This window comes from Bordetella genomosp. 5 (genome assembly GCF_002261315.1).
In the GTDB taxonomy this organism is placed as follows: domain Bacteria; phylum Pseudomonadota; class Gammaproteobacteria; order Burkholderiales; family Burkholderiaceae_B; genus Bordetella.
Genome location: NZ_NEVP01000011.1, coordinates 505563 through 528191, shown reverse-complemented (window position 1 = coordinate 528191; position 22629 = coordinate 505563). Strand labels below are relative to the sequence as shown.

Sequence of the window (22629 nt, the reverse complement as noted above, 5' to 3'; positions counted from 1 at the left end):
ATATGCCGGTTATTACCCGAGGAGGTCGTCATGCGAGCAAAAACAATACTTGGACGCGTCGCCGTCATCGGCGTGGCAGGCGCGCTGCTGGCGGGTTGCGCCACTCCGCAACAGACCAACACCGCCGTCGGCACGGGCGCGGGCGCCGCCGTGGGCGCGGGCATCGGTGCGTTGATCGGTCAGGGCAAGGGCGCGGCGATCGGCGCCGGCATCGGCGCGGTGGCGGGCGGCCTCGTCGGCTACAACTGGAAGGCGGTGCGAGACGACGTGCAGCAGTCGGCCCAGCAGTCCGGCGCGGCCTCGCTCGGCGTGGATGTGGTCGAGATGCCGGACGGCACGCTCAAGGTCAATCTGCCGGGCAATGCGTCGTTCGACACCGACAAGTACGTGCTCAAGCCCGTGATGCTGCCGGTGCTCGACAGCGTGGCACGGGCCCTGGCCCAGCATCCGGAACTGCGCACCAAGGTCGTCGGCCACACCGACAGCACCGGCGCGCTGGCGCATAACCAGACGCTGTCGGTCAATCGCGCACGCGCCGTGACCGATTACCTGGGTCAGAAGGGCGTGGCGCAGAACCGCATGAACGTCGAGGGCCGCGGTCCGAACGATGCCATCGGCGACAACAACACGCCCGAGGGCCGTGCGCTCAATCGCCGCGTCGAAGTCTATCTGTACGCGGTCAAGCAATAACGCGGCTAAATCGTGGCGGCCGATGGCGTAACATGAAGTTCGAATCACCACGCCAGGAGCCGCCATGAGCATGCTGCCTCCCGCGCCGATCGGCGCCGCCTACGCGCTGCCCGCCCTGACGGGCTGGCAGGCGCATCCCACCCGCGACGCGCTGCAGAAGCGTTACCGCTTCGAGAGCTTCAACCAGGCTTTCGGCTTCATGACCCATGTGGCGCTGTTCGCCGAGCGCCTCGATCACCATCCCGAATGGCGCAACGTCTACAACCGCGTCGACGTGCTGCTGACCACGCACGAAGCCGGCGGCGTGACCGAGCTCGACGTGCGCATGGCGCAATTCATGGATGAGGCCGCCGCGCGCCTGGGCGGCGTGGGCCTGGCGGTACCCGACTGAGCGCGGCGCGCCCGTCGCCTGAAAAGCAAAAAGCCCGGCGAGCCGGGCTTTTTGTCGTGGGGACCGGAGGTCAGCCGCGCACGTTGTAGATGCGGATGGCGACCTGCTTGTCCTGCGCATCGAGCACGCGGATCGTGACGGTGCGCGCGTTGTAGTTGTCGGGCAGCGGCATCACGCCTTGCGCGTGATCGTAGCGGGACAGGTTGAGCGGCATCGGATCGGATTTGACGCGATCACGCCGGCCGTTGGAATACGTGCCGTCGATGTCGAGTTCGACCTTGCCCTTGAACGTGTTGTCGGTGACGTTCTCGCGCATCACGAGGATCTGATAGGCGAGCCCGCCCGGCTGTTTGCGGAACGACGCGGCGCGTACGCCGATGTCGCCGCCGCGCGGATCCGGCGGCATGGCGTCCTGGAACAGCACGAGCTCCTGGTTCAGCTCTTCGATGCGGCTCTTGGCCTTGCCCAGGTCCGTGGTCAGCGTTTCGTGGGTGCTTTTGTTGTTGTCACGCTGGGTGATGGCCTCGTCGAGCTGCGCCTGCAGGCGCTGGCGCTCGACGTTCGACGCGCTCAGCTCGGTGTGCAACTGCTCGGATTGCTCGACGGTCAGGCGTTGCGGACCGTAGTTGGTCTGCAGGAACAGCACGCCGCCCGCACCGAGGCCGATGCCCACCAGCAGCAGCACCAGCCAGCGCGGCATGCGGCGCTGACGCTTGCCAGGTTGATAGACCGATGGCTTGAAAACCGATCGTTGCGAGCGTCCGAACATCCCCATGCGAGCAAACTTCCTTCAATGCGTGTCCGCCGTGGCCGCGAGGTTCGCGGTGCCGGCGATTTCGATAAAGTGCCAGAGGATACCGCGAGGCGGGGCCCGGGTCTTCATCTGACAATTCTGGTTTCTTACGTAGATACCGTGAAATACGGGACGTACGTAGCCGATCTGGGACAAAAAGCAGCCCAGTGCGTCACGACACACCGGCCGATCAAGGCGCCGTGCGCAGTGCGCTGTCGAGTTGGGCGAGACGCTCCGGGGTGCCGACGTCGGTCCAGCGGCCCGGATGACGGGCGCCGCCCACCTGCCCGCGACCCATGGCCGCGCGCATCAGCGGCGCCAGCGGCGCGGCGACGCCCGCCTCGAGTCCGGCAAACATGGCCGGATCGTAGATGCCGATGCCGGCATAGGTCAAACGGGGCTCGGTCGCGGGCGCGTCGGCGACGCGTCCGTCCGCCAGGGCGAAATCCCCGTGCGGATGCTGCGGCGGGTTGTCGACCAGCAGCAGCCAGGCCTGATCGCCCCGGGCGCGCAGGGCCTGCGCACGCGGCGCGGCCTCCGCCGGATCCCAGTCGCACCAGACGTCGCCGTTGATCACCAGGAACGGCTCCGTTCCGAGCAGCGGCAGCGCCTGGACGATGCCTCCGGCGGTCTCGAGCGCTGCCGCTTCGGCCGAGTAGCGGATGCGCACGCCCCAGAGCGTGCCGTCGCCCAGGCGGGCTTCGACCTGGGCGCCCAGCCAGGCGTGATTGATCACGACATCGCGCAATCCCGCCGCCGCCAGCCGCTCGAGATGCCAGACGATCAGCGGCTTGCCGGCGACCTCGAGCAGGGGTTTGGGGGTGTGGTCGGTGAGGGGGCGCATGCGCTCCCCGCGCCCGGCCGCAAGAATCATCGCGCGCATCCGGGATCCCTCAGAAGGTGTAGCCGACCTTGACCTCGCGGTCATCGAGCTTGTCGAGCAGGCGCAGCAGCGGCGTGAAGACGCCATAACGCTGCGCGACCTGACGCACATAGGCGTTCATGCGCGGCATGTGGGCCAGGTAGTGCGCCTTGCCATCGCGGTGGTTGAGCCGCGCGAACACGCCCATGATGCGCAGGTTGCGCTGCAGGCTCATCCATTCGTAGGCGCGATGGAACTCGGCGAAATCCGGGTCGACGGGCAGGCCGGCGGCGCGCGCCAGCTCCCAGTAGCGGATCGCCCAGTCGAGCTGTTGCGGCTCTTCCCAGGTGGTGCGGGCGTCGGTCACGAGCGAGGCCAGGTCGTAGGTGATCGGGCCGGCCAGCGCGTCCTGGAAGTCGAGGACCCCCGGATTGGGACCGTAGGCCGCCTCGTCGCAGACCATCAGGTTGGGCGAGTGATAGTCGCGATGCACCAGTACCGTGGGCTGGCTGCCGTTGGTCTGCGACAGCAGCGTGAAGATCTGCTCGAGCGCGGCCGTGGTGCGTTCGTCGAGCGTCACGCCGTGGTGCACGCCCACGTACCACTGCGGAAACAGCGTGAGCTCGTCGCGCAGGCGCGCCGTGTCGTAGGTGGCCAGGCCGGTGGTGGCGGCCTGCTGCAGCTTGACCAGCGCGGCCAGGGCGTCGCGGTAGAGCGCCTGTAACTGGCGATCGTCGATGCCGGCCTGGATGCGGTGGTAGTAGGTGTCGCGGCCGAGGTCGGTCAGGAGCAGGAAGCCCTGGCCGGCATCCTGCGCCAGGATGCGCGGCACGTTCAGGCCGGCCTCGAGCAGCAATCCGTCGACGTGCACGAACGGCCGCACGTCTTCGTGGGGCGGGGGCGCGTCCATCACCACGAGGGTGCCGGCGGCGGCCTGCAGGCGGAAGTAGCGGCGGAAACTGGCGTCGGCGGAAGCGGGCGCCAGGGTGTCGAGGTGCAGGCCGAGGTCGGCGGGCAGGCTTTGCAACCAGGCGCGCAACAGCGCCAGGCGGGGATCGTCGGGGGTGTTCAAGGAGCCGTCTCTAGAGGGAGCAGGGGGCAATTTCGGGACGCGCGAAATCCCGTAGGCCGGGGGTCGCGCGGCTTCTCTATAATACCGGGTCATTCCAGCCCCGGTGGCCGCCTTGTGGCGGGCGGGTATTCTCTGTCACAAGGTTTTCGACTCGTGCAAATGGTCAGGTGGTTGATCCTCTCTGCTCTCGGCGTTGCCGGGGCCGTCCACGCCCAGGGCACTCAGGACAACGTCAAGCCGGCAACCGCCGCCGAACCCCGTCTCACGGCCAGCCCACGCATCGAATCCGGATTGCGCCAGGACAGCCGGCTGCGCGAACGCCGCATGACCGACGACGCGGTGCCGGCCTTCATGGAAGCCGATGACATCCAGGGGGATCCCTCCTCCGAAGTCACCATGACGGGCAACGCCCAGGTCCGCCGCATCGATGGCGTGATCAAGGGCGATCGCATCAATTATCAGCACGAGACCGGCGACATCGATATCCAGGGCAGCGCGCGCATGATGCGCGACGGCACCCTGATCACGGGCCCCTCGGCCCGGATGAACGTCAATACCTATAGCGGCGAGATCGAGAAGCCCAATTTCTGGATCGGCGCCAATGGCGGCAAGGCCGTGGCCGAGCACGCCGACCTGTTCAGCAGTTCGCAGATGCGCCTGACCACGGTGACCTACAGCGGTTGCCCGTGCGAGAAGCCGTCGTGGTACATCAAGGCCAACACGGTCGACATCGACTTCGACGAGAACGAAGGCGTGGCGCGCAACGGCGTGCTGTACTTCAAGGACGTGCCGATCCTGGCCTCGCCCTACCTGACCTTTCCGGTCCGCAAGGAGCGCAAGTCGGGCTTCCTGATGCCGACCTACGGCACCTCGAGCAAGAGCGGCCTGGACATCGCGCTGCCCTACTATTTCAACCTCGCGCCCAACTATGACCTGACGCTCACGCCCCGCTACCTGGGCAAGCGCGGCATGCAGCTGGGCGGCGAAGCCCGCTACCTCGGCAACACGTACTCGGGGTTCCTGCAGGGCACCTATCTGTCGAACGACAAGGACGCCGGCTTCGACCGCTGGATGTACCGGTCGGTGCATTACCAGTTGCTCGGCAATGGCTTCTACGCCGACTGGGATATCGCCAACGTCTCCGACGACAACTATTTCCGCGACATGTCGACGCTCGGCCTGAATCAGGCCTCGACGACCTACCTGACCCGGCGCGGCCGGGTGGGCTGGAGCTCCACGTACTGGGATACCTACGCCCAGGTGCTGAAGTACCGCACCCTGCAGGATCCGGGCGCGCCGCTCGCGCCGCCGTACGACAAAGAGCCCGAACTGGTCCTGAACGGCGCGCGCTACAACTGGCTGGGCGGCTTCGACACCGAATGGAACACGCAGGCCGTGCGATTCCGCCGTCCGCTGTTCCAGGGCGGCCGCATCGGGCCCGAGGGCGACCGACTGGTGTCGGTACCGACGATTTCCTTCCCGGTCGTGCGGCCGGGCTGGTACGTCACGCCCAAGGCGGCGCTGAACTACGCCAAGTACCAGACCGACTGGTACAACCGTGACTGGTTCGGCCTGGGCAACCTGTCCGAGTACCGCCGCGGCGCGTCGCGCACCGTGCCGATCTTCTCGGTCGATGCCGGCATGACCTTCGAGCGCGACACCACGCTGTTCGGCAAGGATTCCACCCAGACGCTCGAACCGCGCCTGTTCTATCTGCGCGTGCCGTACCGCAACCAGGACGCGCTGCCGGTCTACGACACCTCGCTGGCCGACTTCAGCTTCGAGCAGGCCTTCCAGGACAACATCTATACCGGCTACGACCGCATCGCCAACGCCAATCAGCTCACGATGGCGCTGACCACGCGCTGGCTCGATGCCAACAGCGGCTTCCAGCGCGCGTCGCTGGGCGTGGCCCAACGCCTGTATTTCGAAGACCAGCGCGTGACGCTGCCGCGCGAAACGCCGCGCGAGAACGTGCGCTCCGATTTCCTGGTGGGCGCCAGCGCCGCACTGACCGACACGCTGTCCACCGACGTGGCGGCGCAGTACAACCCCTACGACAACCGCTGGTCGCGTGGCCTGGTGAGCGCGCGGTGGTCGCCGCAGCGCCTGACCACCATCGCGCTGGCCTATCGCTACCAGCGCGATCCGCAGCTCGATCAGATCTATTCGCCGCAAGGTCAGAACCAGGTCAGTCTGGGCGTGCAGTGGCCGTTCACCAACCGCTGGTATGGTGTGGGTCGCGTCGATTACTCCATGCGCCGTGACGAAAGCCAGGACGAAGGCCCCCGTATCACCCAGGCCATCGCCGGTCTGGAGTACAAAGGCGATTGCTGCTGGGTCGGACGCGTGGTTTACCAACGTTATGCCGTCGCCGCCAACGACACCAATAGCGCGATCTTTTTCCAGCTCGAGCTGACCGGCCTCGGTTCGCTCGGTACGGATCCGATCAAACTGCTTGACCGGAGCATTCCGGGTTATCAATCGGTCACGCCGCCCACTCAGGCGGGTACGACTTTTGAAAGGTATGAATGATGCGTAGGTTGCATACGTCGCGCCGTTTCTGCGGCAGCCTGCTGGCGCTCGCCCTGGGTGCCGCCCTGCCTGGCGCCGCCTCGGCCCAGTCGGGCTCGCGCCCGGCCGCGCCCGCCGCCGCGCCCGCTGCCCCGTCCAATGTGCCCGCGCCGTCGGAGCGCTTTGTCGACGGCATTGCCGCGGTGGTCAACAAAGACGTCATCACGATGCGCGAAGTGCGTGAAGCGTCCGCACAGGCCAGTGCCGACCTCAAGAAGCGCGGCATCCAGGTGCCGCCCACCGCCGACCTCGAGCGTCAGGTGCTGCAGCGTCTGATCTATGAGCGTCTCGAGCGCGGCGAAGCCGATCGACTCGGCATCCGCGTCGACAACGCGCAGGTCGATCAGGCGATCAATATGGTGGCCGCCCGCAACAAGATGACGCCGGTGCAACTGCGCGGCGAAGTCGAGAAGAGCGGCATCCCCTGGGATCAATACCGCAAGTCGCTACAGGACGAGATCCGCATGGACCGCCTGCGCCAGCGCACGATCGACTCCAACATCGTCATCTCCGATGCCGAGGTCGATGCCTTCCTGCGCGATCAGGAGCACAACCCGGCTTCGATGATGAACGCCCCGGCCCAGGCCCAGCAGGCCCCGCAGGCGCCCCAGCCGGCGCCGCAGGCCCAGACCCAGGCGGGTCCGGTGCAGATCGCGCTGGCTCAGATTCTGGTGCGCGTGCCCGAAGGCGCGAGCTCCGACGAAGTCGCGACCCTGCGCAAGAAGGCCGAAGGCCTGCTGGCGCGCGTGAAGCGCGGCGACGATTTCGCCAGCGTGGCCGCCGCCTCGTCGGATGGCCCCGAAGCGCTGCAAGGCGGCGTCATGGGTGCGCGTCCGCTCGACGGCTGGCCCGATCTGTTCGTGAAGGCCGTGGCGTCGGTGCCGGCGGGCCAGGTCTCGGGCCTGGTCCAGAGCGGCAACGGCTTCCATATCCTCAAGGTGCTGCAACGCGCCGGTGGGGGCGCACCCGCGCCGGCACCGCAGCAGCAGGCCCAGCAGCCCGCGCCGCAGCAGGCGCCGCAAGCGCCGCGTGACGCCGGCCTGGCCAAGCAGGGCCCGGTGCAGGTCACGCAGACCCATGCGCGCCACATTCTCATCAAGACCTCCACCGTGATGTCGGATGAGCAGGCTCGCCAGCGCCTCGAGCAGATCTATCAGCGCCTGGTGAACGGCAGCGTCAAGTTCGAAGACATGGCGCGCCAGTACTCGCAGGACGCAACCGCGCCGCAGGGCGGCGATCTCGGCTGGGTCAATCCCGGCGAGATGGTGCCCGCCTTCGAGGCCGGCATGAACGCGCTCAAGGACGGCCAGATCAGCCATCCGGTGATGTCGCCGTTCGGCTGGCACTTGATCCAGGTGGTCGAGCGCCGTCAGCACGACGTGGCCGACGAAATGCAGCGCATGCGTGCCCGCCAGATCCTGTACGAGCGCCGCGCGGGTCCGGCCTTCGAAGACTGGATGGAACAGCTGCGCAGCCAGGCCTACATCGACAACCGGCTCGAGAAGCGTGAGCGTCTCGAGCAGAACAACCGCTAGTTCGAGAGCTCTTCATGTCCCAGCACCAGGCGCGCAAGCGCTTTGGTCAGCATTTCCTGACCGACGAGAGCGTGGTCGAATCCATCGTGCGGGCAATCGCGCCCGCACGTGACGATCACGTCGTCGAGATCGGCCCTGGCCTGTCGGCGCTGACCGCGCCGCTTCTGCAACGCCTCGATCGCCTCACCGCGGTCGAGATCGACCGCGATCTCGCCGCGCGGCTGCGCAAGCACTATCCGCCCGAGCGTCTGACCGTGGTCGAGGCCGACGCCCTGACCGTCGACTTTGCTCAGTTCGGCGGCGCGCTGCGCGTGGTCGGCAATCTGCCCTACAACATCTCCAGCCCGCTGCTGTTCCATCTGATGGCGGCGGCCGATCAGGTGCGCGACCAGCATTTCATGCTTCAGCGCGAAGTGATCGATCGCATGGTGGCCGCACCCTCCGAGGCCGACTACGGCCGCCTGTCGGTGATGCTGCAGTCGCGCTATCGCATGGAAAAGCTGTTCGACGTGCCGCCCGAGGCCTTCGATCCGCCGCCGCGCGTGGTGTCGGCGGTGGTGCGCATGGTGCCGCTGCCGGCCGATCGGCCGCAGCCCGTCAGCGCGGCCGCGTTCGAAACCGTGGTGGCGCGCTCGTTCTCGCAACGGCGCAAGATGCTGCGCCGCGTGCTGGGCGATTGGGCGGGTCTGGTGCCCTGGGACGAGATCGGTATCGCGCCCACCGCGCGCGCCGAAGAAGTCGGCGTGCGTCAGTTCATCGCGCTCGCGGACGCGCTCGTCGCGGCCAAGGCGATCGGCGCCTGAATCGGCTTGTCTGCATGCACAAGGCGCCCCGCGGGGCGCCTTGTTTTTTGGAGCGTGGCCGGGTTCAGAGCCTGCGTTTGCCGGCAGCCAGCCAGAGTTGCGTGACGTCGCGTGCGCGGTCGGCCAGATAGCTGTCGGCATGCGCCAGCGCGTCGGCCAGCGTGACGGGGCCGGGGGCCAGGCTGAAGGCCGCCGTGATGCCGTGCGCATGCAGCTCCTGGTAGCCCGCGCCGAGCGAGCCGGCGAGCGCGACCACCGGCACGCCGCGCGCGTGCGCGACACGGGCCACGCCGGCGGGCGTCTTGCCACGCAGCGTTTGCGCGTCCATGCGGCCTTCGCCGGTGAACACCAGCGCGGCGCCTTCGATCGCGCTGTCGAGCGCGTTGAGCTCGGCCACCACCTCGACGCCGGGTCGGAAGCGCGCATCCAGAAAGGCGCGCGCGGCGAAGCCCAGACCGCCCGCGGCGCCCGCGCCGGGATGGTCGCGCGCGTCGTGGTCGAGGGTGTCGCGGGCGATGTCCGCGAGGCGGGCGAGGGCGGCGTCGAGCTGCTCGACCTGCGCTTCGGTCGCGCCTTTTTGCGGGCCGAACACATGGGCCGCACCCTGCGGACCGCACAGCGGATTGTCGACGTCGCAGGCCACCTCGACCTGCACCTCGGCCAGGCGCGCATCGAGACCGCTCAGGTCGATCGATGCCAATCGCGCGAGTGCGCCGCCACCGGGGGGCAACGCCTTGCCGTCGGCATCGAGAAAGCGCGCGCCGAGGGCGCGCAGCATGCCGGTACCGCCATCGGTGGTCGCCGATCCGCCGAGACCCAGGATGAGCCGGCGTGCGCCCGCGTCCAGCGCGGCGCGCAGCAGCTCGCCCACGCCATGGGTGTCGGCCGCGAGCGCATCGCGGCGCGCTTCGGGAATCTGGTCCAGGCCCGCCGCGGCGGCCATCTCGATGATGGCGGTGCCTTCGTCGAGTTCGCCCCAATGCGCGGTGATGGATTCGCCCAGGGCGTTGTGCGCCGGGCTGTGACGCAGCTTGCCGCCGGTGGCGGCCAGCACGGCGGAGACGGTGCCTTCACCGCCATCGGCCATCGGGATGCAGACGGTTTGCGCGCCGGGGCACGCGGCCTGTACGCCACGCGCGATCGCGCGGGCCGCGGCTTCGGCGGAAAGGCTTTCCTTGAATGAGTCGGGAGCGATGACGATCTTCACGAGCACGATCCTGATTTGAGGTTTCAATCAACGGCGGTCGAAGGGCGATGATACCCGGGCGCCGCGCTCCGGCGTACCATAGGCGTTCGTCTCAACCCTGTCAGAGAGTATCCATGCCTGTATTGCGCCGCACCAAAATCGTCGCCACGCTCGGCCCCGCCACCTCGACGCCCGACCGCCTGTCGGCATTGATCCAGGCGGGGATGGACGTGGCCCGGTTGAACTTCTCGCATGGCACCGCCGACGACCACCGCGAGCGCGCGCGGCTGGTCCGCAAGCTCGCGGCCGACCAGGGACGTTTCGTGGCGCTGATGGGCGATCTGCAGGGGCCCAAGATCCGTATCGCGCGCTTCACCGAGAAGCAGGTCATCCTGCACGTGGGCCAGCCTTTCGTGCTGTCGCGCGTGCATCCCAAGGATGCCGGCACCGACCAGATCGTGGGCATCGATTATCCCGAGCTCGTCGAAGACTGCCGCGAGGGCGATGAGCTCCTGCTCGACGATGGCCGCGTGGTGCTGGTGGTCGACCGCACCGCCGGCGACGAAGTGCACACCACCGTGACGGTGGGCGGCGTTCTGTCCAACAACAAAGGCATCAATCGCCGCGGCGGGGGCCTGTCGGCGCCCAGCCTCACCGACAAAGACCGCGCCGACATCAAGGTCGCCGCCGAACTCGAGCTCGATTATGTGGCGGTGTCGTTCCCGCGATATGGCCATGACATCGACGAGGCGCGCGCGCTGCTGCAGGCAGCCGGCAGCAACGCCTGGATCATCGCCAAGATCGAACGCGCCGAAGCCGTGGCCGACGACGAGGCGCTCGATGCGCTGATCCGTGCGAGCGACGGCGTGATGGTCGCGCGCGGCGACCTCGGTGTCGAGGTGGGCGATGCCGAGCTCGTCGGCATCCAGAAGCGCATCATTCAGCACGCCCGCACGCTCAACAAGGTCGTGATCACCGCCACGCAGATGATGGAATCGATGATCTCCAGCCCCATGCCCACGCGCGCCGAAGTGTCGGACGTGGCCAATGCGGTGCTCGACTACACCGATGCCGTCATGCTGTCCGCCGAAAGCGCGTCGGGCCAGTATCCGGTCGAGGCGGTGCAGGCCATGGCGCGCATCTGCCTGGGCGCCGAGAAGCATCCGACCACCACGCATTCGCACCATCGCCTGGGCGAAACCTTCACCCGCTGCGACGAGACCATCGCGCTCGCCGCCATGTATGCCGCCAATCATTTCCCCGGCGTGAAGGCCATCATCGCGCTGACCGAAAGCGGCCATACGCCGCTGATCATGTCGCGCATCCGCTCGGGCGTGCCGATCTATTGCTACAGCCCGCACCCGGTCACGCAGCATCGGGTGTCGATGTTCCGCGGCGTGTACACGATCCCGTTCTCGCCGGCGGATCACGATCCGGCGGTGTTGAGCGACGTGGCGATCGAAGAGCTGCGCAAGCGCGGCCGTGTCGAAGCGGGCGACTGGGTGATCCTGACCAAAGGCGATTTCTATCGCGACAGCGGCGGCACCAACGGCATGAAGATCCTGAAGGTCGAATGAGGCCAGGGCCGGGGCCGGCCCCGGCCCCGGCCCCGCTCGCGTCTGCCACGTCGCTGCGCCCCGGCCTGCCCCGGGCTCAGCCGAAGAACCAGTAGCACACGCCGATCGCGGCCAGCACGCCGGCCAGATCGGCCAGCAGCGCGCAGCCCACGGCATGGCGCGCCCGCATGATGCCCACCGCGCCGAAGTACACGGCCAGCACATAGAACGTGGTTTCGGTGCTGCCTTGCATGACGGCCGCCAGCAACGCGGGGAAGCTGTCGACGCCATGGTGCGTCATGGTCTCGAGCATCATGGCGCGCGCGGCGCTGCCCGAAAAGGGTTTGACGAGTGCGGTCGGCAGCGCGTCGACGAAGCGCGTGTCCCAGCCCGCCCCGCTGGCGATCCAGCGGATGCCGTCGAGCAGGAAGTCCAGCGCGCCCGAGGCACGCAGCACCCCGACCGCGCAGAGCATCGCCACCAGATAGGGCAGCAGATTGCGCGCGATCTCGAAGCCTTCTTTGGCCCCTTCGATGAAGGCCTCGTACACCGGCACCTTGCGCCAGGCGCCCACGACCAAAAAGGCCAGCAGCACCGCGAACAGCGTGAGGTTGCCCAGCAGCGACGACAGCGCCGCGATGGCGCTGGCCGACATGCTCGCCAGCAGCGCCATGAAGCCGCCCAGCAGCAGCGCCGTGCCGCCCAGCCAGGCCAGCACCACGGGATCCCACAGGCGCAGGCGCTGGCAGAACGCGACGGCGAGCAGGCCGGCCAGCGTGCTCATGCTGGTGGCGAGCAGAATGGGCAGGAACACCAGGGTGGGATCGGCGGCGCCTTGTTGGGCGCGGAACATGAAGAGCGTGACCGGCAGCAAGGTCAGCGACGAGGCATTCAGCACCAGAAACAGGATCTGCGCGTTGCTCGCGGTGTCGGGGCGCGGATTGAGCGACTGCAACGCATGCATGGCGCGCAGGCCGATCGGCGTGGCCGCATTGTCGAGCCCGAGGCCGTTGGCCGCGAAGTTGAGCGTGATGAGGCCGATGGCGGGGTGGTTGCGCGGCACCTCCGGCATCAGGCGTGCGAACAGCGGCCCCAGCAGGCGGGCCAGGGCCTCGACCAGACCGGCGCGCTCGGCGATGCGCAGAAAGCCCAGCCACAGCGTGAGCGTGCCGAACAACAGCACCATCACTTCGACCGAAACGCGCGCCATGTCGAACAGGCTCGCGACGATGAGGCGGAACACGTCGGCATCGCCGAGAGCGATCCAGCGATAGCCGCCGGCCAGGGCGGCAACCAGAAAAAAGGCCAGCCAGAGCTTGTTGAGCATGAGTGCGGAAAGAAGGTGGGCGTGGTGAGGCGCCGCCCATTGTCGCAGACTCGCCGGCGCAATCCAGCACGTTCGCCGTGCGGCGCGCATAGGCCGTCCCGTGCATTTCTGGTAAGTTGCCCCCTATCTGTCACCATCTGAAACGAGGACGGGCATGGACTTCAAGGATTGGCGCCGGCGCCGCATTTCCGAACCCGCATTCCGCTGGGCGCGCGCGGCGCTGCCCGGTCTGTCGGACACGGAGCGCGAGGCGATCGAGGCCGGTGATGTCTGGTGGGACGGCGATCTGTTCACGGGCAACCCCGACTGGAATCGACTGCTGGCCGTGCCGCCCGCCACGCTCACGGCCGAGGAGCAGGCCTTCATCGACGGGCCGGTGGCCGAGTTGTGCGGCATGCTCGACGAATGGGACATCACCTGGAAGCGGCGCGATCTGCCGCCCGAGGTCTGGGCCTTTCTCCGCGCGCATCGCTTTTTCGGCATGATCATCCCGAAGGAATACGGCGGGCTGGGCTTCTCGCCCTACGCGCATTCCGAGGTGGTGCGGCGCATTTCCGCATGGTCCATCACGGCCGGCGTGACCGTGATGGTGCCCAACTCGCTCGGACCCGGCGAGCTGCTGATGCAGTTCGGCACCGACGCGCAGCGCGAGTTCTGGCTGCCGCGCCTGGCCGATGGCAGCGAGATCCCGTGCTTCGGCCTCACCAGCCCCGAGGCCGGATCCGACGCCGCGTCCATGACCGACACGGGCGTCGTGTGCCGCCAGGTCGTCGACGGCCAGGAACTGCTCGGCATCCGCCTCAACTGGCACAAGCGCTACATCACGCTGGGTCCGGTCGCGACCGTGCTCGGCCTTGCCTTCAAATTGCAGGACCCCGACGGCTTGCTGGGCGGCGCCGTGGATATCGGCATCTCGGTGGCGCTCGTACCGACCGATGCGCCGGGCGTGGAGATCGGGCGGCGTCATCTGCCGTCGATGCAGGTGTTCCAGAACGGGCCCAATCGCGGGCGTGACGTGTTCGTGCCCATCGAAGCGCTCGTCGGCGGGCCGGCCCGCGCCGGTCAGGGCTGGCAGATGCTGATGAGCGCGCTGGCGGCGGGACGCGGCATTTCGCTGCCCTCGCTGTCGGCGGCCGGCGCGGTGATGTCGGCCCACGCCACCGGCATGTACGCGCGGGTGCGGCGTCAGTTCAATATTCCGGTGGGGCAGTTCGAGGGCGTGCAGGAGAAGCTCGCGCGGCTGGCCGGCAACGCCTATCTGGTCGAAGCGGCGCGGCGCCTGACCTGCGCGGCGCTCAATCAAGGCCCCAAGCCGGCCGTCGTGTCGGCCATCATGAAATACCACGCCACGGAGCGCCTGCGCGTGTCCGTGAACGACGCGATGGACGTGCACGCCGGCAAGGCGGTGATCGACGGCCCGCACAACTATCTCGGCTCGCTGTATCGCGCGCTGCCGATCGCGATCACGGTGGAGGGCGCCAACATCCTCACGCGCTGCCTGATCGTGTTCGGCCAGGGTGCGATCCGCGCCCATCCGTATCTGATGAAAGAAGTGCTGGCGCTGGGCGATGCCGACGAACGCGAGGGTCAGCGCGTGTTCGATCAGGTGTTCTGGCAGCATATGCGGCATACGGCCGGCACGGCGCTGCGCGCCTGGGGCCGTGCCTGGACCGGCGGCCTGCTGGCACCCGCGCCCGCGGCGGGCCCGGTCACGCGGCATTACCGTCAGCTCAGCCGCTATGCGGCGGGCTTCGCGCTGCTGGCCGACGCGGCCATGGGACTGCTGGGCGGCGCGCTCAAGCGGCGCGAAATGATTTCGGCCCGATTGGGCGATGTGTTGTCCGAGCTGTATCTGCTGTCGGCCGTGCTCAAGCGCTGGGACGACGAAGGCCGCCATCATGCCGATCTGCCGCTGGTGGCGTGGTGCATGGAAGAGGGCAAGCTGCGCATCGAACAGGCGCTCGACCAGGTGCTGGCCAATCTGCCCAACCGGCCGGTCGCGGTGCTGTTGCGCACTCTGATCCTGCCGGTGCGCACGGCGCGGGGGCCGTCGGATGCGCTCACGCGCGAATGCGCGGCATTCCTGATCGAACCCTCGCGTACGCGGGACCGGCTGTCGGCCGATCTGGTGCGGGGCGGCGGCAGCGATGCGCTGGGTCAGCTCGAAGATGCGTTCAGGGATGTGTGCGCCGTGCAGAGTCTGCAGGACCGGCTGCGGCGCGAGGGCGTGCGCAATTGGCGCGATGCCCATCTGGGCGGCGCCATCACCGATGAGCAGGTGGAGGCCTTGATGGCGGCCGAAGCGGCCGTCGCGCGGGTGGTGGCGGTGGACGATTTCGCACCCGACGAGCTCACGCCGCCGGGCGCGGGGTTCAGTCGTCCTGGTTCGGATCCAGATCCGGAAACAGCACCTCGGTAAAGCCGAACTGCGAGTAGTCTTCGATGCGCGAGGGGTAGAGCCGGCCGATCAGATGATCGCACTCGTGCTGTACCACGCGCGCATGGAAGCCTTCGGCTTCGCGCTCGATGGGATTGCCATCGGGATCGAAGCCGCTGTAGCGGATATGGCGCCAGCGCGGCACCAGGCCACGCAGGCCCGGCACCGACAGGCAGCCTTCCCAGCCGCTTTCGCGCTCGTCGGAGAGGGGCGTGATGACCGGGTTGCACAGCACGGTCTGCGGCACCGCAGGGGCGTCCGGGTAGCGCGGGTTGCGCTCGAAACCGAAGATCACCAGTTGCAGGTCCACGCCGATCTGCGGCGCGGCCAGACCCACGCCGTTGGCATGGATCATGGTCTCGAACATGTCGTCGATCAGCGCGCGCAGCTCGGGCGTGCCGAAGCGCTCGACCGGCGGCGCCACGCGCAGCAGGCGCGGGTCGCCCATCTTCAGGATCGGGTGGATCATGACGGCGCGCTCCGATCAGTCGTTGCGATCCTTCTTCTGGATGAACTCGATCTTGTAGCCGTCGGGATCTTCGACGAAGGCGATGACGGTGGTGCCGTGCTTCATGGGGCCCGCTTCGCGCGTGACCTTGCCGCCCTTGGCCTTGACCTTGTCACAGGCTTCGTAGGCGTTGTCGACTTCGAGGGCGATGTGGCCATAGCCCGTGCCGAGGTCGTACTTTTCGGTGTCCCAGTTGTGCGTGAGCTCGATCACGGCACCCTTGGATTCGTCTTCGTAACCCACGAAGGCCAGCGTGAAGCGGCCGTCCGGATAGTCTTTCTGACGCAGCACGCGCATACCCAGCACATGGGTGTAGAAGTCCAGGGACTGTTGCAGGTTGCCGACGCGCAGCATGGTGTGGAGGAGGCGCATGGAGGTGTCCTTTTTTGCACAATTGAAGCCAGGCCTCAATCGTAGCAGTTGCGCCCGCCGCCACGCCACGCCGCCGCGTCAGGGGAACGTCAGTTGAGCGTGGCGCCGGAGTCCTTGATCGCCACCGCCCAGTTCTTGATTTCCTGGTCGATGAAGCCGGCGAAGGCCTGTTGCCGCATGTCGGCGGCCAGGGCGCCTTCTTCGAGCAGGCGCTGCTGCACCTCGGGGCTCTTGAGCGCCGCGGTGAACGCCTGGTCGAGCTTGTCGATCACGGCCGGCGGCGTGCCCGCCGGGGCCACCACGCCGTGCCACGACAGCGCCGAGAAGCCCGGCAGGCCGGCTTCGCTCATGGTGGGCAGGTCGGGCAGCGCCGGCGAGCGTTGCGGCGAGGTCACCGCCAGGGCCTGCAGGGTGCCGGCCTTGATGTGCGGCAGGGCGCCTGGGATGGTGGTGAACATGAAGTCCACCTGCCCGCCGATCAGATCAGCCAGTGCCGGGCTGCCGCCCTTGTACGGCACGTGCGTGAACTTGAGCTTGGCCTGGCTGCGATACATCTCGCCGGCCAGGTGGCCCGGCGTGCCCGCGCCCGCCGAGGCCATGTTGAAGCTGTCGGCCTGGGCACCGATGCGTTTGCTCAACGCCGCCACGCTGTCCGCCTCGACGCCCTTGCGCACGACCAGGACGTTGGGCACGGTGGCCAGCAGCGCCACCGGCGCAAAGTCCTTGCGCGCGTCGTAGCTGATGGCGGGATAGAGGGTGGGGTTGATGCCGTGCGTGCTGGCGGTGGCCAGCAGCAGCGTGTAGCCGTCGGGCTTGGCGGTCGCCACCGTTTTGGCCGCGATGCTGCCGTTGGCGCCGCCCTTGTTTTCGACGATCACGCTCTGGCCCAGCGTTTTGGCCACTTCGGCCGCGACCGTGCGCGCCAGAATGTCGGAGGTGCCGCCCGCCGAGTGCGGCACGATCAGCGTGATCGGCCGGGCGGGAAAGTCCTGCGCCAGCGCGCCGCCGGTCATCAGGAGCAGGGGCGCGGCCAGCGCCGCCATACAGAAGCGCCGGCGTGGGGCGCGAGAGGTCCGGGAGGTCATGAGCGTCTTCTCCAATCGTTGTTATGAATACGAATGCCCGCCGGCGTCGCGCCGGCGTGGCGGATGTGCGGCGATCAGTCGGCGCCGAGCTGCAGCCGGTTGGCCTGACGCTTCTCGATCGCGAACTTCAGCAGCGCGGCGCTGCGGAAGATGCCGTGGGCGAACTTGCCGTAGGGCAGCGTGAGAAAGAGCGCCATCACCACGCCGAGATGGATGGCCAGCATCAGCCCCATCAGCGAGGTCTCGCGCAGCACCAGCAACAGCAGGCCGGTCAGGCTGGTCACGAACAGCAGGGCGATGAAGCCGCGGTCCATGGGCTTCTGCTCGGCGTCGCCGTGCTCGGGATGGCGGCGCAGGTTGAGCCAGAGCAGCCCGGCCGGGCCGACGAGCAGCCCGATGCCGCCCACGGTGCCGAGCACGACCGGCGCGCTGAGGTAGGGATAGGGCGCCTGCTGGCCCAGCACGTAGTGATAGAGCGTGGCCACGCAGGTGGCGGCGAAACACAGCATGAAGCCGTAGAAGGTCATGTGATGGAAGCGGCGGCGCCAGAGCGTGAAGGCATCGTCCGTCTCATTGCAGCCTTTGCCGTGGCCGCCATCCAGATACTTGAGCCGCAGCGCCGCGTGCGCGGCTTCGGCGGCGGCCGCGGCGCCCGCGCCTTCGCGGCCCGGGCTCACGTCCCGCCAGAAGCGCCGCACGCCGAGCGCGAGCGCCAGCATGGCGAAGCCGAACACCGCGCCGAACATCAGCGCGAGGGTGTTGTGCGGAAAGATGGCGTAGAAGTTGCCGGCCAGCGGTGCGTGCAGCAGCCCGCCGTTGATGCTGACCACCAGCACCAGGAAGAGCGCCAGCGCGGCCGCGGTGGCCAGCGAGAGCGTCAGGCCGTTGCGGCGGTACAGCAGGCCGGCCGCGCGCGGCCAGGCGTAGTCGCCGTAGGTCTGCATGCGCACCTTGGCCATCGCCTGCGGCACGTTTACCGCAAATTCGTGCGGCGGTGCGTATTGGCACGCGTGCAGACAGGCGCCGCAGTTGTGGCAGAGGTTGGCGAGATAGTTCACGTCGGCCTTGCCGAATTCGAGGCGCCGCGTCATGGCCGGAAACACCGCGCAGAAGCCCTCGCAATAGCGGCAGGCATTACAGATCTGCATGATGCGCGACACCTCGCCTTCCTGAGGACTGAGCGTGGCGCCGGCGCGTGTCGCGTCGCGCACGAACGAAATCGATTGGGCCGCCGGGGCGGCGCCTTCCGCCTCGGCCTGGCGCGCGAGGTCTTCAAGCTGCTTCACGTTGTTCTCCCTGTGCCTGGGCCAGCGCCGCCTGGGCGGCGCGTGTGCCGGCGATGCGTCCGAAGGCGGTGCCGATCGACATGCCCACGCCCGCGGTGTATCCCTTGCCCAGCACATTGCCGGCCATCATTTCGCCCGCCACGAACAGGTTGTCGCTCGGGCGATCGCCGAAGCGCACGGCGGCGGTCTCGTCGACCTTCAGGCCGAGATAGGTGAAGGTGATGCCGGGGCGCAGCGCGTAGCCGAAGTAGGGCGCGGTATCGAGCGGGCGCGCCCAGTGGGTTTTGGGCGGCGTGAGCGATTCGGTGTGGCAGTCGTCGAGCGCCGTGTGGTCGAAGGTGCCGACGCGACAGGCCGCGTTGTAGCGTTCCACGGTGTCCATGAAACGCGCATCGTCCAGGCCAAGCGCGCGGGCCAGCTCGGGCAGGGTGTCGGCGCGCACGCCCGGAAACACCGGCGGCATGAAGCGGCCGACCGCTTTGGCGTCGATGATGGAGTAGGCGATCTGGCCGGGCTGCATGGCCGTCAGCCGGCCCCAGATGGCGTAGCGCTTGGGCCAGAAATCCTCGCCTTCGTCGTAGAAGCGCTCCGCGTCGCGATTGACCACCACGCCCAGCGACACACAGTCGATGCGGGTGCAGATGCCGCCGTCGTAGAGCGGCGCGCGCGCGTCGATGGCCACGCAGTGCGATTGCGACGGGTCGCCGATGATGTCGGCGCCCGCGTCGATCATGAACTTGAGCAGCACGCCCTGGTTGTAGCGGGTGCCGCGGATCAGGAAGTTGTCGGCGGGCCATTCGCCGCGCTCGTTCTGCCCCCAGGCCTCGCGCAACCACTCGCGGTTCGACTCGAAGCCGCCCGCGGCCAGCACACAGGCGCGCGCCTCGATGCGCTCGCCGTTCACGTAGGCCGCGCGGAACCGGCCCTGCGCGTCGAGGTCGAGCCGGTCGACGGGGGCGTCATAGCGGATCGCCACGCCGAGGGCTTCGGCGCTGCGGTAGTAGGCATTGACCAGCGCCTTGCCGCCGCCCATGAAAAACGCGTTGGTGCGTGCCACATGCAGCGCGCCCGAGAGCGGCGGCTGGAAGTTCACGCCATGGCGGCGCATCCAGTCGCGGCAGGTGGACGACTCGCGAATGACGAGGCGGGCCAGTTTTTCATCGGTCAGGCCGCCCGTGACCTTGAGCAGGTCCTGCCAGTATTCCTCTTCGGGATAGGCTTCCACGAGCACGTCTTGCGGCGCATCGTGCATGCAGCGCAGGTTGCGGGTGTGTTGGGAATTGCCGCCGCGCCATTCGCGCGGCGCGGCTTCGAGCAGCAGCACGCTGGCGCCCGCTTCGCGCGCCATCAGTGCGGCACAGAGGGCCGCGTTGCCGCCGCCGATCACCAGTACGTCTGTCATGTCGCCATCCATCAATGATGCGGCGACTATAGGGAGGCGGGCGCGTGGCCGCCATCACCTCAGAGGCAAGGCGTGTTCACGCTTTGTGAAGACTTGCCCCGGGCCAATGCCCGTCGCGGACGAGTTCGGCGACGGTCTGAGCCAGCAGCACGCGCACGGCGAGGGCCGCCGGCGAGAGCTCGTCGTCGGACAGGCTGGCCAGCAGGTTGGCGCGTTTGAGCTGGCGGTCGGCGATGCGCCACAGGCCCAGCGGCTCGCCGTGCAGGCGCACCGCGGCGGCACCCGGCTGAATCGTGGCGCCGATGCCTTCGCGCACCAGCTCCATCAGCACGGTCAGGCCGTCGACCTCGGCGGCGATCGTGGGCGCGAGGCGCAGGCGGGCGAAGCCGGTGTTCACCAGCGCGCGCAGGCCGTGGCTGCCGCTGGGCAGCAGCAGCGGCACGCCCGCCAGATCGCGCAGCCGCGCCAGGTCGCCCGTCGGCAGACCGGGTTGGTCGGGCCGGGCGATCAGGAACAGGCGTTCGTCGAGCAGGGGCAGCACGCTCCAGCGCCGCGCGGTTTCGGTGTGGAAGACGACGGCCAGATCGAGCTGGCGCGCGTTGAGCATGGTGGCGAGGTGGCCCGACAGGCTTTCGACCAGTTGCACGCGCACGTCGGGGTAGCGGGCCTGCATCGCGCGCATGAACGGCACGGCCAGCACCGACGCGGTGGTCGGGGCGAGCCCCACGCTGACGTGGCCGCTCAGGCGCGACTGGCGCGCGGCCTGGGCCGCGTCGTCGGCATGGCGCAGCGCAAGCTGGGCCTGGCGCAGGAACGCCAGCCCGGCGTCGGTCGGCACCACGCCGGTGGAGGTGCGCACCAGCAGGCGCGTGGCGAGCTCGCCTTCGAGACGGCTGATCTGCTGGCTCAGCGCGGAGGTGACGATGCCCAGCTCGGTCGCGGCGCGGCCCATGCTGCCGCACTCGACCAGCTTGGCGAAATATCGGAGTTGCCGCAGTTCCATGGGCGGCGCCGCCTCAGAACTGCGGCAGCATGGCCGGGTCGTGCTGCTTGAGCACGCGCTTGGCCTGCTCGTAGTTGGGCAGGATCTGGCCGACCTCGCTCCAGAAGTTGGGGCTGTGGTTCATCTCGCGCAGATGGGCCAGCTCGTGCGCGATCACGTAATCGATGATGTCCGGGCTGAAGTGGATCAGGCGCCAGTTGAGCATGACGTTGCCGTCGCTCGTGCACGAGCCCCAGCGCGTGGTGGCCGACGACAGGCGCCAGCGGCTGATCTTGAGCCCGGAGATCTGCAGGAAATGCGCCAGGCGGGCGCCGAACCACGCGCTCGCGCGTTGCTGCAGCCAGGCCTGCGCGGCGTCGCGGATGCGCGAGCCGTCGGCATTGGCCGGCAGCGGCAGCCAGAGCGTCTGACCTTCCTCGGGCGCGTCGGCGTCGCCGTCGAAATGCGCCTGGCGGCGATCGGCGCCAAGGTCGAGCCGGATGCGCTTGCCCAGATAAGGCAGCTCGCCGCCGGCCTGCCAGCGCGTCTGCGTGAGCGCCAGTTGTTCGCGGCGGGCATGCCAGTCGCGCAGCTTGGACAGGATCCAGCGGGCCTTTTCGCGGACCGCGTCGTCGATCTGGCCCAGCGTGACCCAGTTGGGGGCCGTGACGCGCAGGCCGTCGTCGGCCACGACGAAGCCGATGCTGCGGCGGCGCGAGCGCAACAGCACGAAGCCGATGGTCTGCTGCGGCGTGGCGACCTCGCGCCAGCGCGCGCCGTGCGGCAGCGAGTCGGGGCAGGGCGTGGGGATCAGGGTGCTGCCCGGCGTGGGCGCGGGCGTGGGGCGCAGCGTGAGCGCGGGGCCGCCGGACGGGGCCGGCGCGCTATCGGAGGCGGCGCCGGTGGGGGCGCCCGATGTGGCAGGCTTGCCGGCGCGGGGGGCGTCGGGGGCGACCGGGGCGGCCGCACCCGCGCCTGCCGCCGCGCCGTGGGACGCCTCATTGGGCGGCCCGGCGTCGAACAGCAGCTCGAGCTGGTCAGTCCTGGTCATACCTTTCGGGATTGAGTACGCGCATTTCCCCTTCGATCCAGGCCTGTACTTTGGCGTTGAGCTCTTCGGGGGTGATTCCCTGGGATTCTATCGCGGGTCCGATGGACAGGGTGATGAGACCGGGCGTTTTGACGAAAGCGTTGCGGCGCCAGCATTCGCCGGCGTTGTGCGCGATCGGCACCACGCGGGCACCCGTGCGCGAGGCGAGCAGCGCGCCGCCCATCTTGAAGCGGCGGGTCTCGCCGGGCGGCACGCGCGTGCCCTCGGGAAACAGCAGCGGCCAGCGCCCTTCGTTGAGGCGGGCCTGACCCTGGCGCACCACCTGTTCGAACGCATCGCGGCCCTTGGAGCGGTCGATGGAGATCATGCGCAGCAGCGCCAGTCCCCAGCCGAAGAAGGGCACGTAGTTGAGCGACTGCTTGTAGACGAAGCAGACCTCGCGCGGCATGTAGCCCGGGAAGAACAGGGTTTCCCAGGCCGACTGGTGCTTGGACAGCAGCACGGCGGGACCGTCGGGCAGGTTTTCCCAGCCCTTGACCTGCCAGCGCAGGCCGCAGATCACCTTGGCGCCCCAGATCGCCAGGCGCGGCCAGCCTACGGTGAGGCGGTAGCGCAGGTGCAGCGGCAGCGGCGCCCACAGAATGCAGGCGAACGCGTAGGGGATGACGGTGACGATGAGGAACAGCAGATAGACGAACGAACGCAACCAGGCCATGG

Annotated in this window: 20 protein-coding genes; 7 read left to right on the top strand and 13 right to left on the bottom strand. The window is 68.4% G+C overall.

What is annotated here, in order from left to right; genetic code table 11:
* Positions 1 to 30: 30 nt before the first annotated feature.
* Positions 31 to 690 (top strand): OmpA family protein, encoded by a 660-nt coding sequence (locus CAL25_RS19525; RefSeq protein ID WP_094803050.1) that lies wholly within the window; start codon positions 31 to 33, stop codon positions 688 to 690.
* A gap of 64 nt (positions 691 to 754) precedes the next feature.
* Complete coding sequence (locus tag CAL25_RS19520) at positions 755 to 1081, top strand: 4a-hydroxytetrahydrobiopterin dehydratase (protein WP_094803048.1); 327 nt, start codon at positions 755 to 757, stop codon at positions 1079 to 1081.
* A 70-nt stretch (positions 1082 to 1151) separates the two neighbouring features.
* On the opposite strand, the gene CAL25_RS19515 is transcribed toward CAL25_RS19520, so the two are convergent.
* The 3 genes from CAL25_RS19515 to CAL25_RS19505 all read right to left on the bottom strand — a co-directional run bounded on the left by CAL25_RS19515 (position 1152) and on the right by CAL25_RS19505 (position 3808).
* Positions 1152 to 1850, bottom strand: coding sequence for a DUF6776 family protein (locus CAL25_RS19515; protein WP_170948550.1), 699 nt, complete (start codon positions 1848 to 1850; stop codon positions 1152 to 1154).
* A 214-nt stretch (positions 1851 to 2064) separates the two neighbouring features.
* Positions 2065 to 2757: an N-acetylmuramate alpha-1-phosphate uridylyltransferase MurU gene (gene murU / locus CAL25_RS19510; protein WP_094803044.1), complete on the bottom strand. Its 693-nt coding sequence runs from the start codon at positions 2755 to 2757 to the stop codon at positions 2065 to 2067.
* Positions 2758 to 2767: 10 nt separating this feature from the next.
* Complete coding sequence (locus tag CAL25_RS19505; protein ID WP_249279157.1) at positions 2768 to 3808, bottom strand: aminoglycoside phosphotransferase family protein; 1041 nt, start codon at positions 3806 to 3808, stop codon at positions 2768 to 2770.
* 153 nt (positions 3809 to 3961) lie between these two features.
* On the opposite strand from CAL25_RS19505, the gene CAL25_RS19500 reads away from it, so the two are divergent.
* From CAL25_RS19500 to rsmA, 3 genes are read left to right on the top strand one after another with little or no spacing between them, the layout of a single operon-like run.
* Positions 3962 to 6343 (top strand): LPS-assembly protein LptD, encoded by a 2382-nt coding sequence (locus CAL25_RS19500; RefSeq protein ID WP_094803040.1) that lies wholly within the window; start codon positions 3962 to 3964, stop codon positions 6341 to 6343.
* Complete coding sequence (locus CAL25_RS19495; protein WP_094803038.1) at positions 6340 to 7917, top strand: peptidylprolyl isomerase; 1578 nt, start codon at positions 6340 to 6342, stop codon at positions 7915 to 7917. The genes CAL25_RS19500 and CAL25_RS19495 overlap by 4 nt, the downstream gene beginning before the upstream one ends.
* A 14-nt stretch (positions 7918 to 7931) precedes the next feature.
* Positions 7932 to 8720 carry a 16S rRNA (adenine(1518)-N(6)/adenine(1519)-N(6))-dimethyltransferase RsmA gene (gene rsmA, locus CAL25_RS19490; protein ID WP_094803036.1) on the top strand — a complete coding sequence of 263 codons (789 nt, stop codon included), beginning with the start codon at positions 7932 to 7934 and terminating at the stop codon, positions 8718 to 8720.
* Positions 8721 to 8784: 64 nt separating this feature from the next.
* On the opposite strand, the gene CAL25_RS19485 is transcribed toward rsmA, so the two are convergent.
* Complete coding sequence (locus CAL25_RS19485; protein WP_094803034.1) at positions 8785 to 9927, bottom strand: glycerate kinase; 1143 nt, start codon at positions 9925 to 9927, stop codon at positions 8785 to 8787.
* Between the two features lie 113 nt (positions 9928 to 10040).
* Between CAL25_RS19485 and pyk the strand changes: the two genes are divergently transcribed.
* The gene (pyk, locus tag CAL25_RS19480) at positions 10041 to 11483 is read left to right on the top strand and encodes a pyruvate kinase (protein WP_094803032.1); all 1443 of its coding nucleotides are present in this window, start codon (positions 10041 to 10043) and stop codon (positions 11481 to 11483) included.
* A gap of 76 nt (positions 11484 to 11559) precedes the next feature.
* Here pyk and CAL25_RS19475 read toward each other — a convergent pair whose 3' ends face one another.
* Entirely contained in the window at positions 11560 to 12789 is a 1230-nt protein-coding gene (locus tag CAL25_RS19475) for a nucleoside recognition domain-containing protein (protein WP_094803030.1), read from the bottom strand.
* Between the two features lie 154 nt (positions 12790 to 12943).
* Here CAL25_RS19475 and CAL25_RS19470 point away from each other — a divergent pair, with 154 nt between their 5' ends.
* Positions 12944 to 15208, top strand: coding sequence for an acyl-CoA dehydrogenase (locus tag CAL25_RS19470; RefSeq protein ID WP_094803028.1), 2265 nt, complete (start codon positions 12944 to 12946; stop codon positions 15206 to 15208).
* On the opposite strand, the gene def is transcribed toward CAL25_RS19470, so the two are convergent.
* The 8 genes from def to CAL25_RS19430 form a co-directional block, all read right to left on the bottom strand.
* Positions 15162 to 15695 carry a peptide deformylase gene (def, locus tag CAL25_RS19465; RefSeq protein ID WP_094803026.1) on the bottom strand — a complete coding sequence of 178 codons (534 nt, stop codon included), beginning with the start codon at positions 15693 to 15695 and terminating at the stop codon, positions 15162 to 15164. The genes CAL25_RS19470 and def overlap by 47 nt on opposite strands.
* 15 nt (positions 15696 to 15710) lie before the next feature.
* A complete protein-coding gene (gene gloA, locus CAL25_RS19460; RefSeq protein ID WP_094803024.1) occupies positions 15711 to 16106 on the bottom strand; it encodes a lactoylglutathione lyase in 396 nt (131 codons plus the stop codon).
* Positions 16107 to 16195: 89 nt separating this feature from the next.
* The gene (locus tag CAL25_RS19455) at positions 16196 to 17191 is read right to left on the bottom strand and encodes a Bug family tripartite tricarboxylate transporter substrate binding protein (protein ID WP_249279156.1); all 996 of its coding nucleotides are present in this window, start codon (positions 17189 to 17191) and stop codon (positions 16196 to 16198) included.
* Positions 17192 to 17265: 74 nt separating this feature from the next.
* Positions 17266 to 18477: a tricarballylate utilization 4Fe-4S protein TcuB gene (tcuB, locus tag CAL25_RS19450; protein WP_094803020.1), complete on the bottom strand. Its 1212-nt coding sequence runs from the start codon at positions 18475 to 18477 to the stop codon at positions 17266 to 17268.
* Complete coding sequence (gene tcuA / locus CAL25_RS19445) at positions 18464 to 19879, bottom strand: FAD-dependent tricarballylate dehydrogenase TcuA (RefSeq protein ID WP_094803320.1); 1416 nt, start codon at positions 19877 to 19879, stop codon at positions 18464 to 18466. Before tcuA ends, tcuB begins: the two co-directional genes overlap by 14 nt.
* Before the next feature lie 76 nt (positions 19880 to 19955).
* Entirely contained in the window at positions 19956 to 20882 is a 927-nt protein-coding gene (locus tag CAL25_RS19440; protein WP_094803018.1) for a LysR family transcriptional regulator, read from the bottom strand.
* 13 nt (positions 20883 to 20895) lie between these two features.
* Complete coding sequence (locus tag CAL25_RS19435) at positions 20896 to 21912, bottom strand: M48 family metallopeptidase (protein WP_249279155.1); 1017 nt, start codon at positions 21910 to 21912, stop codon at positions 20896 to 20898.
* Positions 21899 to 22627, bottom strand: coding sequence for a lysophospholipid acyltransferase family protein (locus tag CAL25_RS19430; RefSeq protein WP_094803016.1), 729 nt, complete (start codon positions 22625 to 22627; stop codon positions 21899 to 21901). The genes CAL25_RS19435 and CAL25_RS19430 overlap by 14 nt, the downstream gene beginning before the upstream one ends.
* Between the last annotated feature and the right edge of the window lie 2 nt (positions 22628 to 22629).

Excerpts from the sequence above, each read along its gene's own strand:
- CAL25_RS19525 (WP_094803050.1), top strand. The coding sequence starts at position 31 with ATGCGAGCAAAAACAATACTTGGACGCGTCGCCGTCATCGGCGTGGCA.
- CAL25_RS19520 (WP_094803048.1), top strand. The coding sequence starts at position 755 with ATGAGCATGCTGCCTCCCGCGCCGATCGGCGCCGCCTACGCGCTGCCC.
- CAL25_RS19515 (WP_170948550.1), bottom strand. The coding sequence starts at position 1,850 with ATGTTCGGACGCTCGCAACGATCGGTTTTCAAGCCATCGGTCTATCAA.
- murU (WP_094803044.1), bottom strand. The coding sequence starts at position 2,757 with ATGCGCGCGATGATTCTTGCGGCCGGGCGCGGGGAGCGCATGCGCCCC.
- CAL25_RS19495 (WP_094803038.1), top strand. The coding sequence starts at position 6,340 with ATGATGCGTAGGTTGCATACGTCGCGCCGTTTCTGCGGCAGCCTGCTG.
- rsmA (WP_094803036.1), top strand. The coding sequence starts at position 7,932 with ATGTCCCAGCACCAGGCGCGCAAGCGCTTTGGTCAGCATTTCCTGACC.
- pyk (WP_094803032.1), top strand. The coding sequence starts at position 10,041 with ATGCCTGTATTGCGCCGCACCAAAATCGTCGCCACGCTCGGCCCCGCC.
- CAL25_RS19475 (WP_094803030.1), bottom strand. The coding sequence starts at position 12,789 with ATGCTCAACAAGCTCTGGCTGGCCTTTTTTCTGGTTGCCGCCCTGGCC.
- CAL25_RS19470 (WP_094803028.1), top strand. The coding sequence starts at position 12,944 with ATGGACTTCAAGGATTGGCGCCGGCGCCGCATTTCCGAACCCGCATTC.
- def (WP_094803026.1), bottom strand. The coding sequence starts at position 15,695 with ATGATCCACCCGATCCTGAAGATGGGCGACCCGCGCCTGCTGCGCGTG.
- gloA (WP_094803024.1), bottom strand. The coding sequence starts at position 16,106 with ATGCGCCTCCTCCACACCATGCTGCGCGTCGGCAACCTGCAACAGTCC.
- CAL25_RS19455 (WP_249279156.1), bottom strand. The coding sequence starts at position 17,191 with ATGACCTCCCGGACCTCTCGCGCCCCACGCCGGCGCTTCTGTATGGCG.
- tcuA (WP_094803320.1), bottom strand. The coding sequence starts at position 19,879 with ATGACAGACGTACTGGTGATCGGCGGCGGCAACGCGGCCCTCTGTGCC.
- CAL25_RS19440 (WP_094803018.1), bottom strand. The coding sequence starts at position 20,882 with ATGGAACTGCGGCAACTCCGATATTTCGCCAAGCTGGTCGAGTGCGGC.
- CAL25_RS19435 (WP_249279155.1), bottom strand. The coding sequence starts at position 21,912 with ATGACCAGGACTGACCAGCTCGAGCTGCTGTTCGACGCCGGGCCGCCC.
- CAL25_RS19430 (WP_094803016.1), bottom strand. The coding sequence starts at position 22,627 with ATGGCCTGGTTGCGTTCGTTCGTCTATCTGCTGTTCCTCATCGTCACC.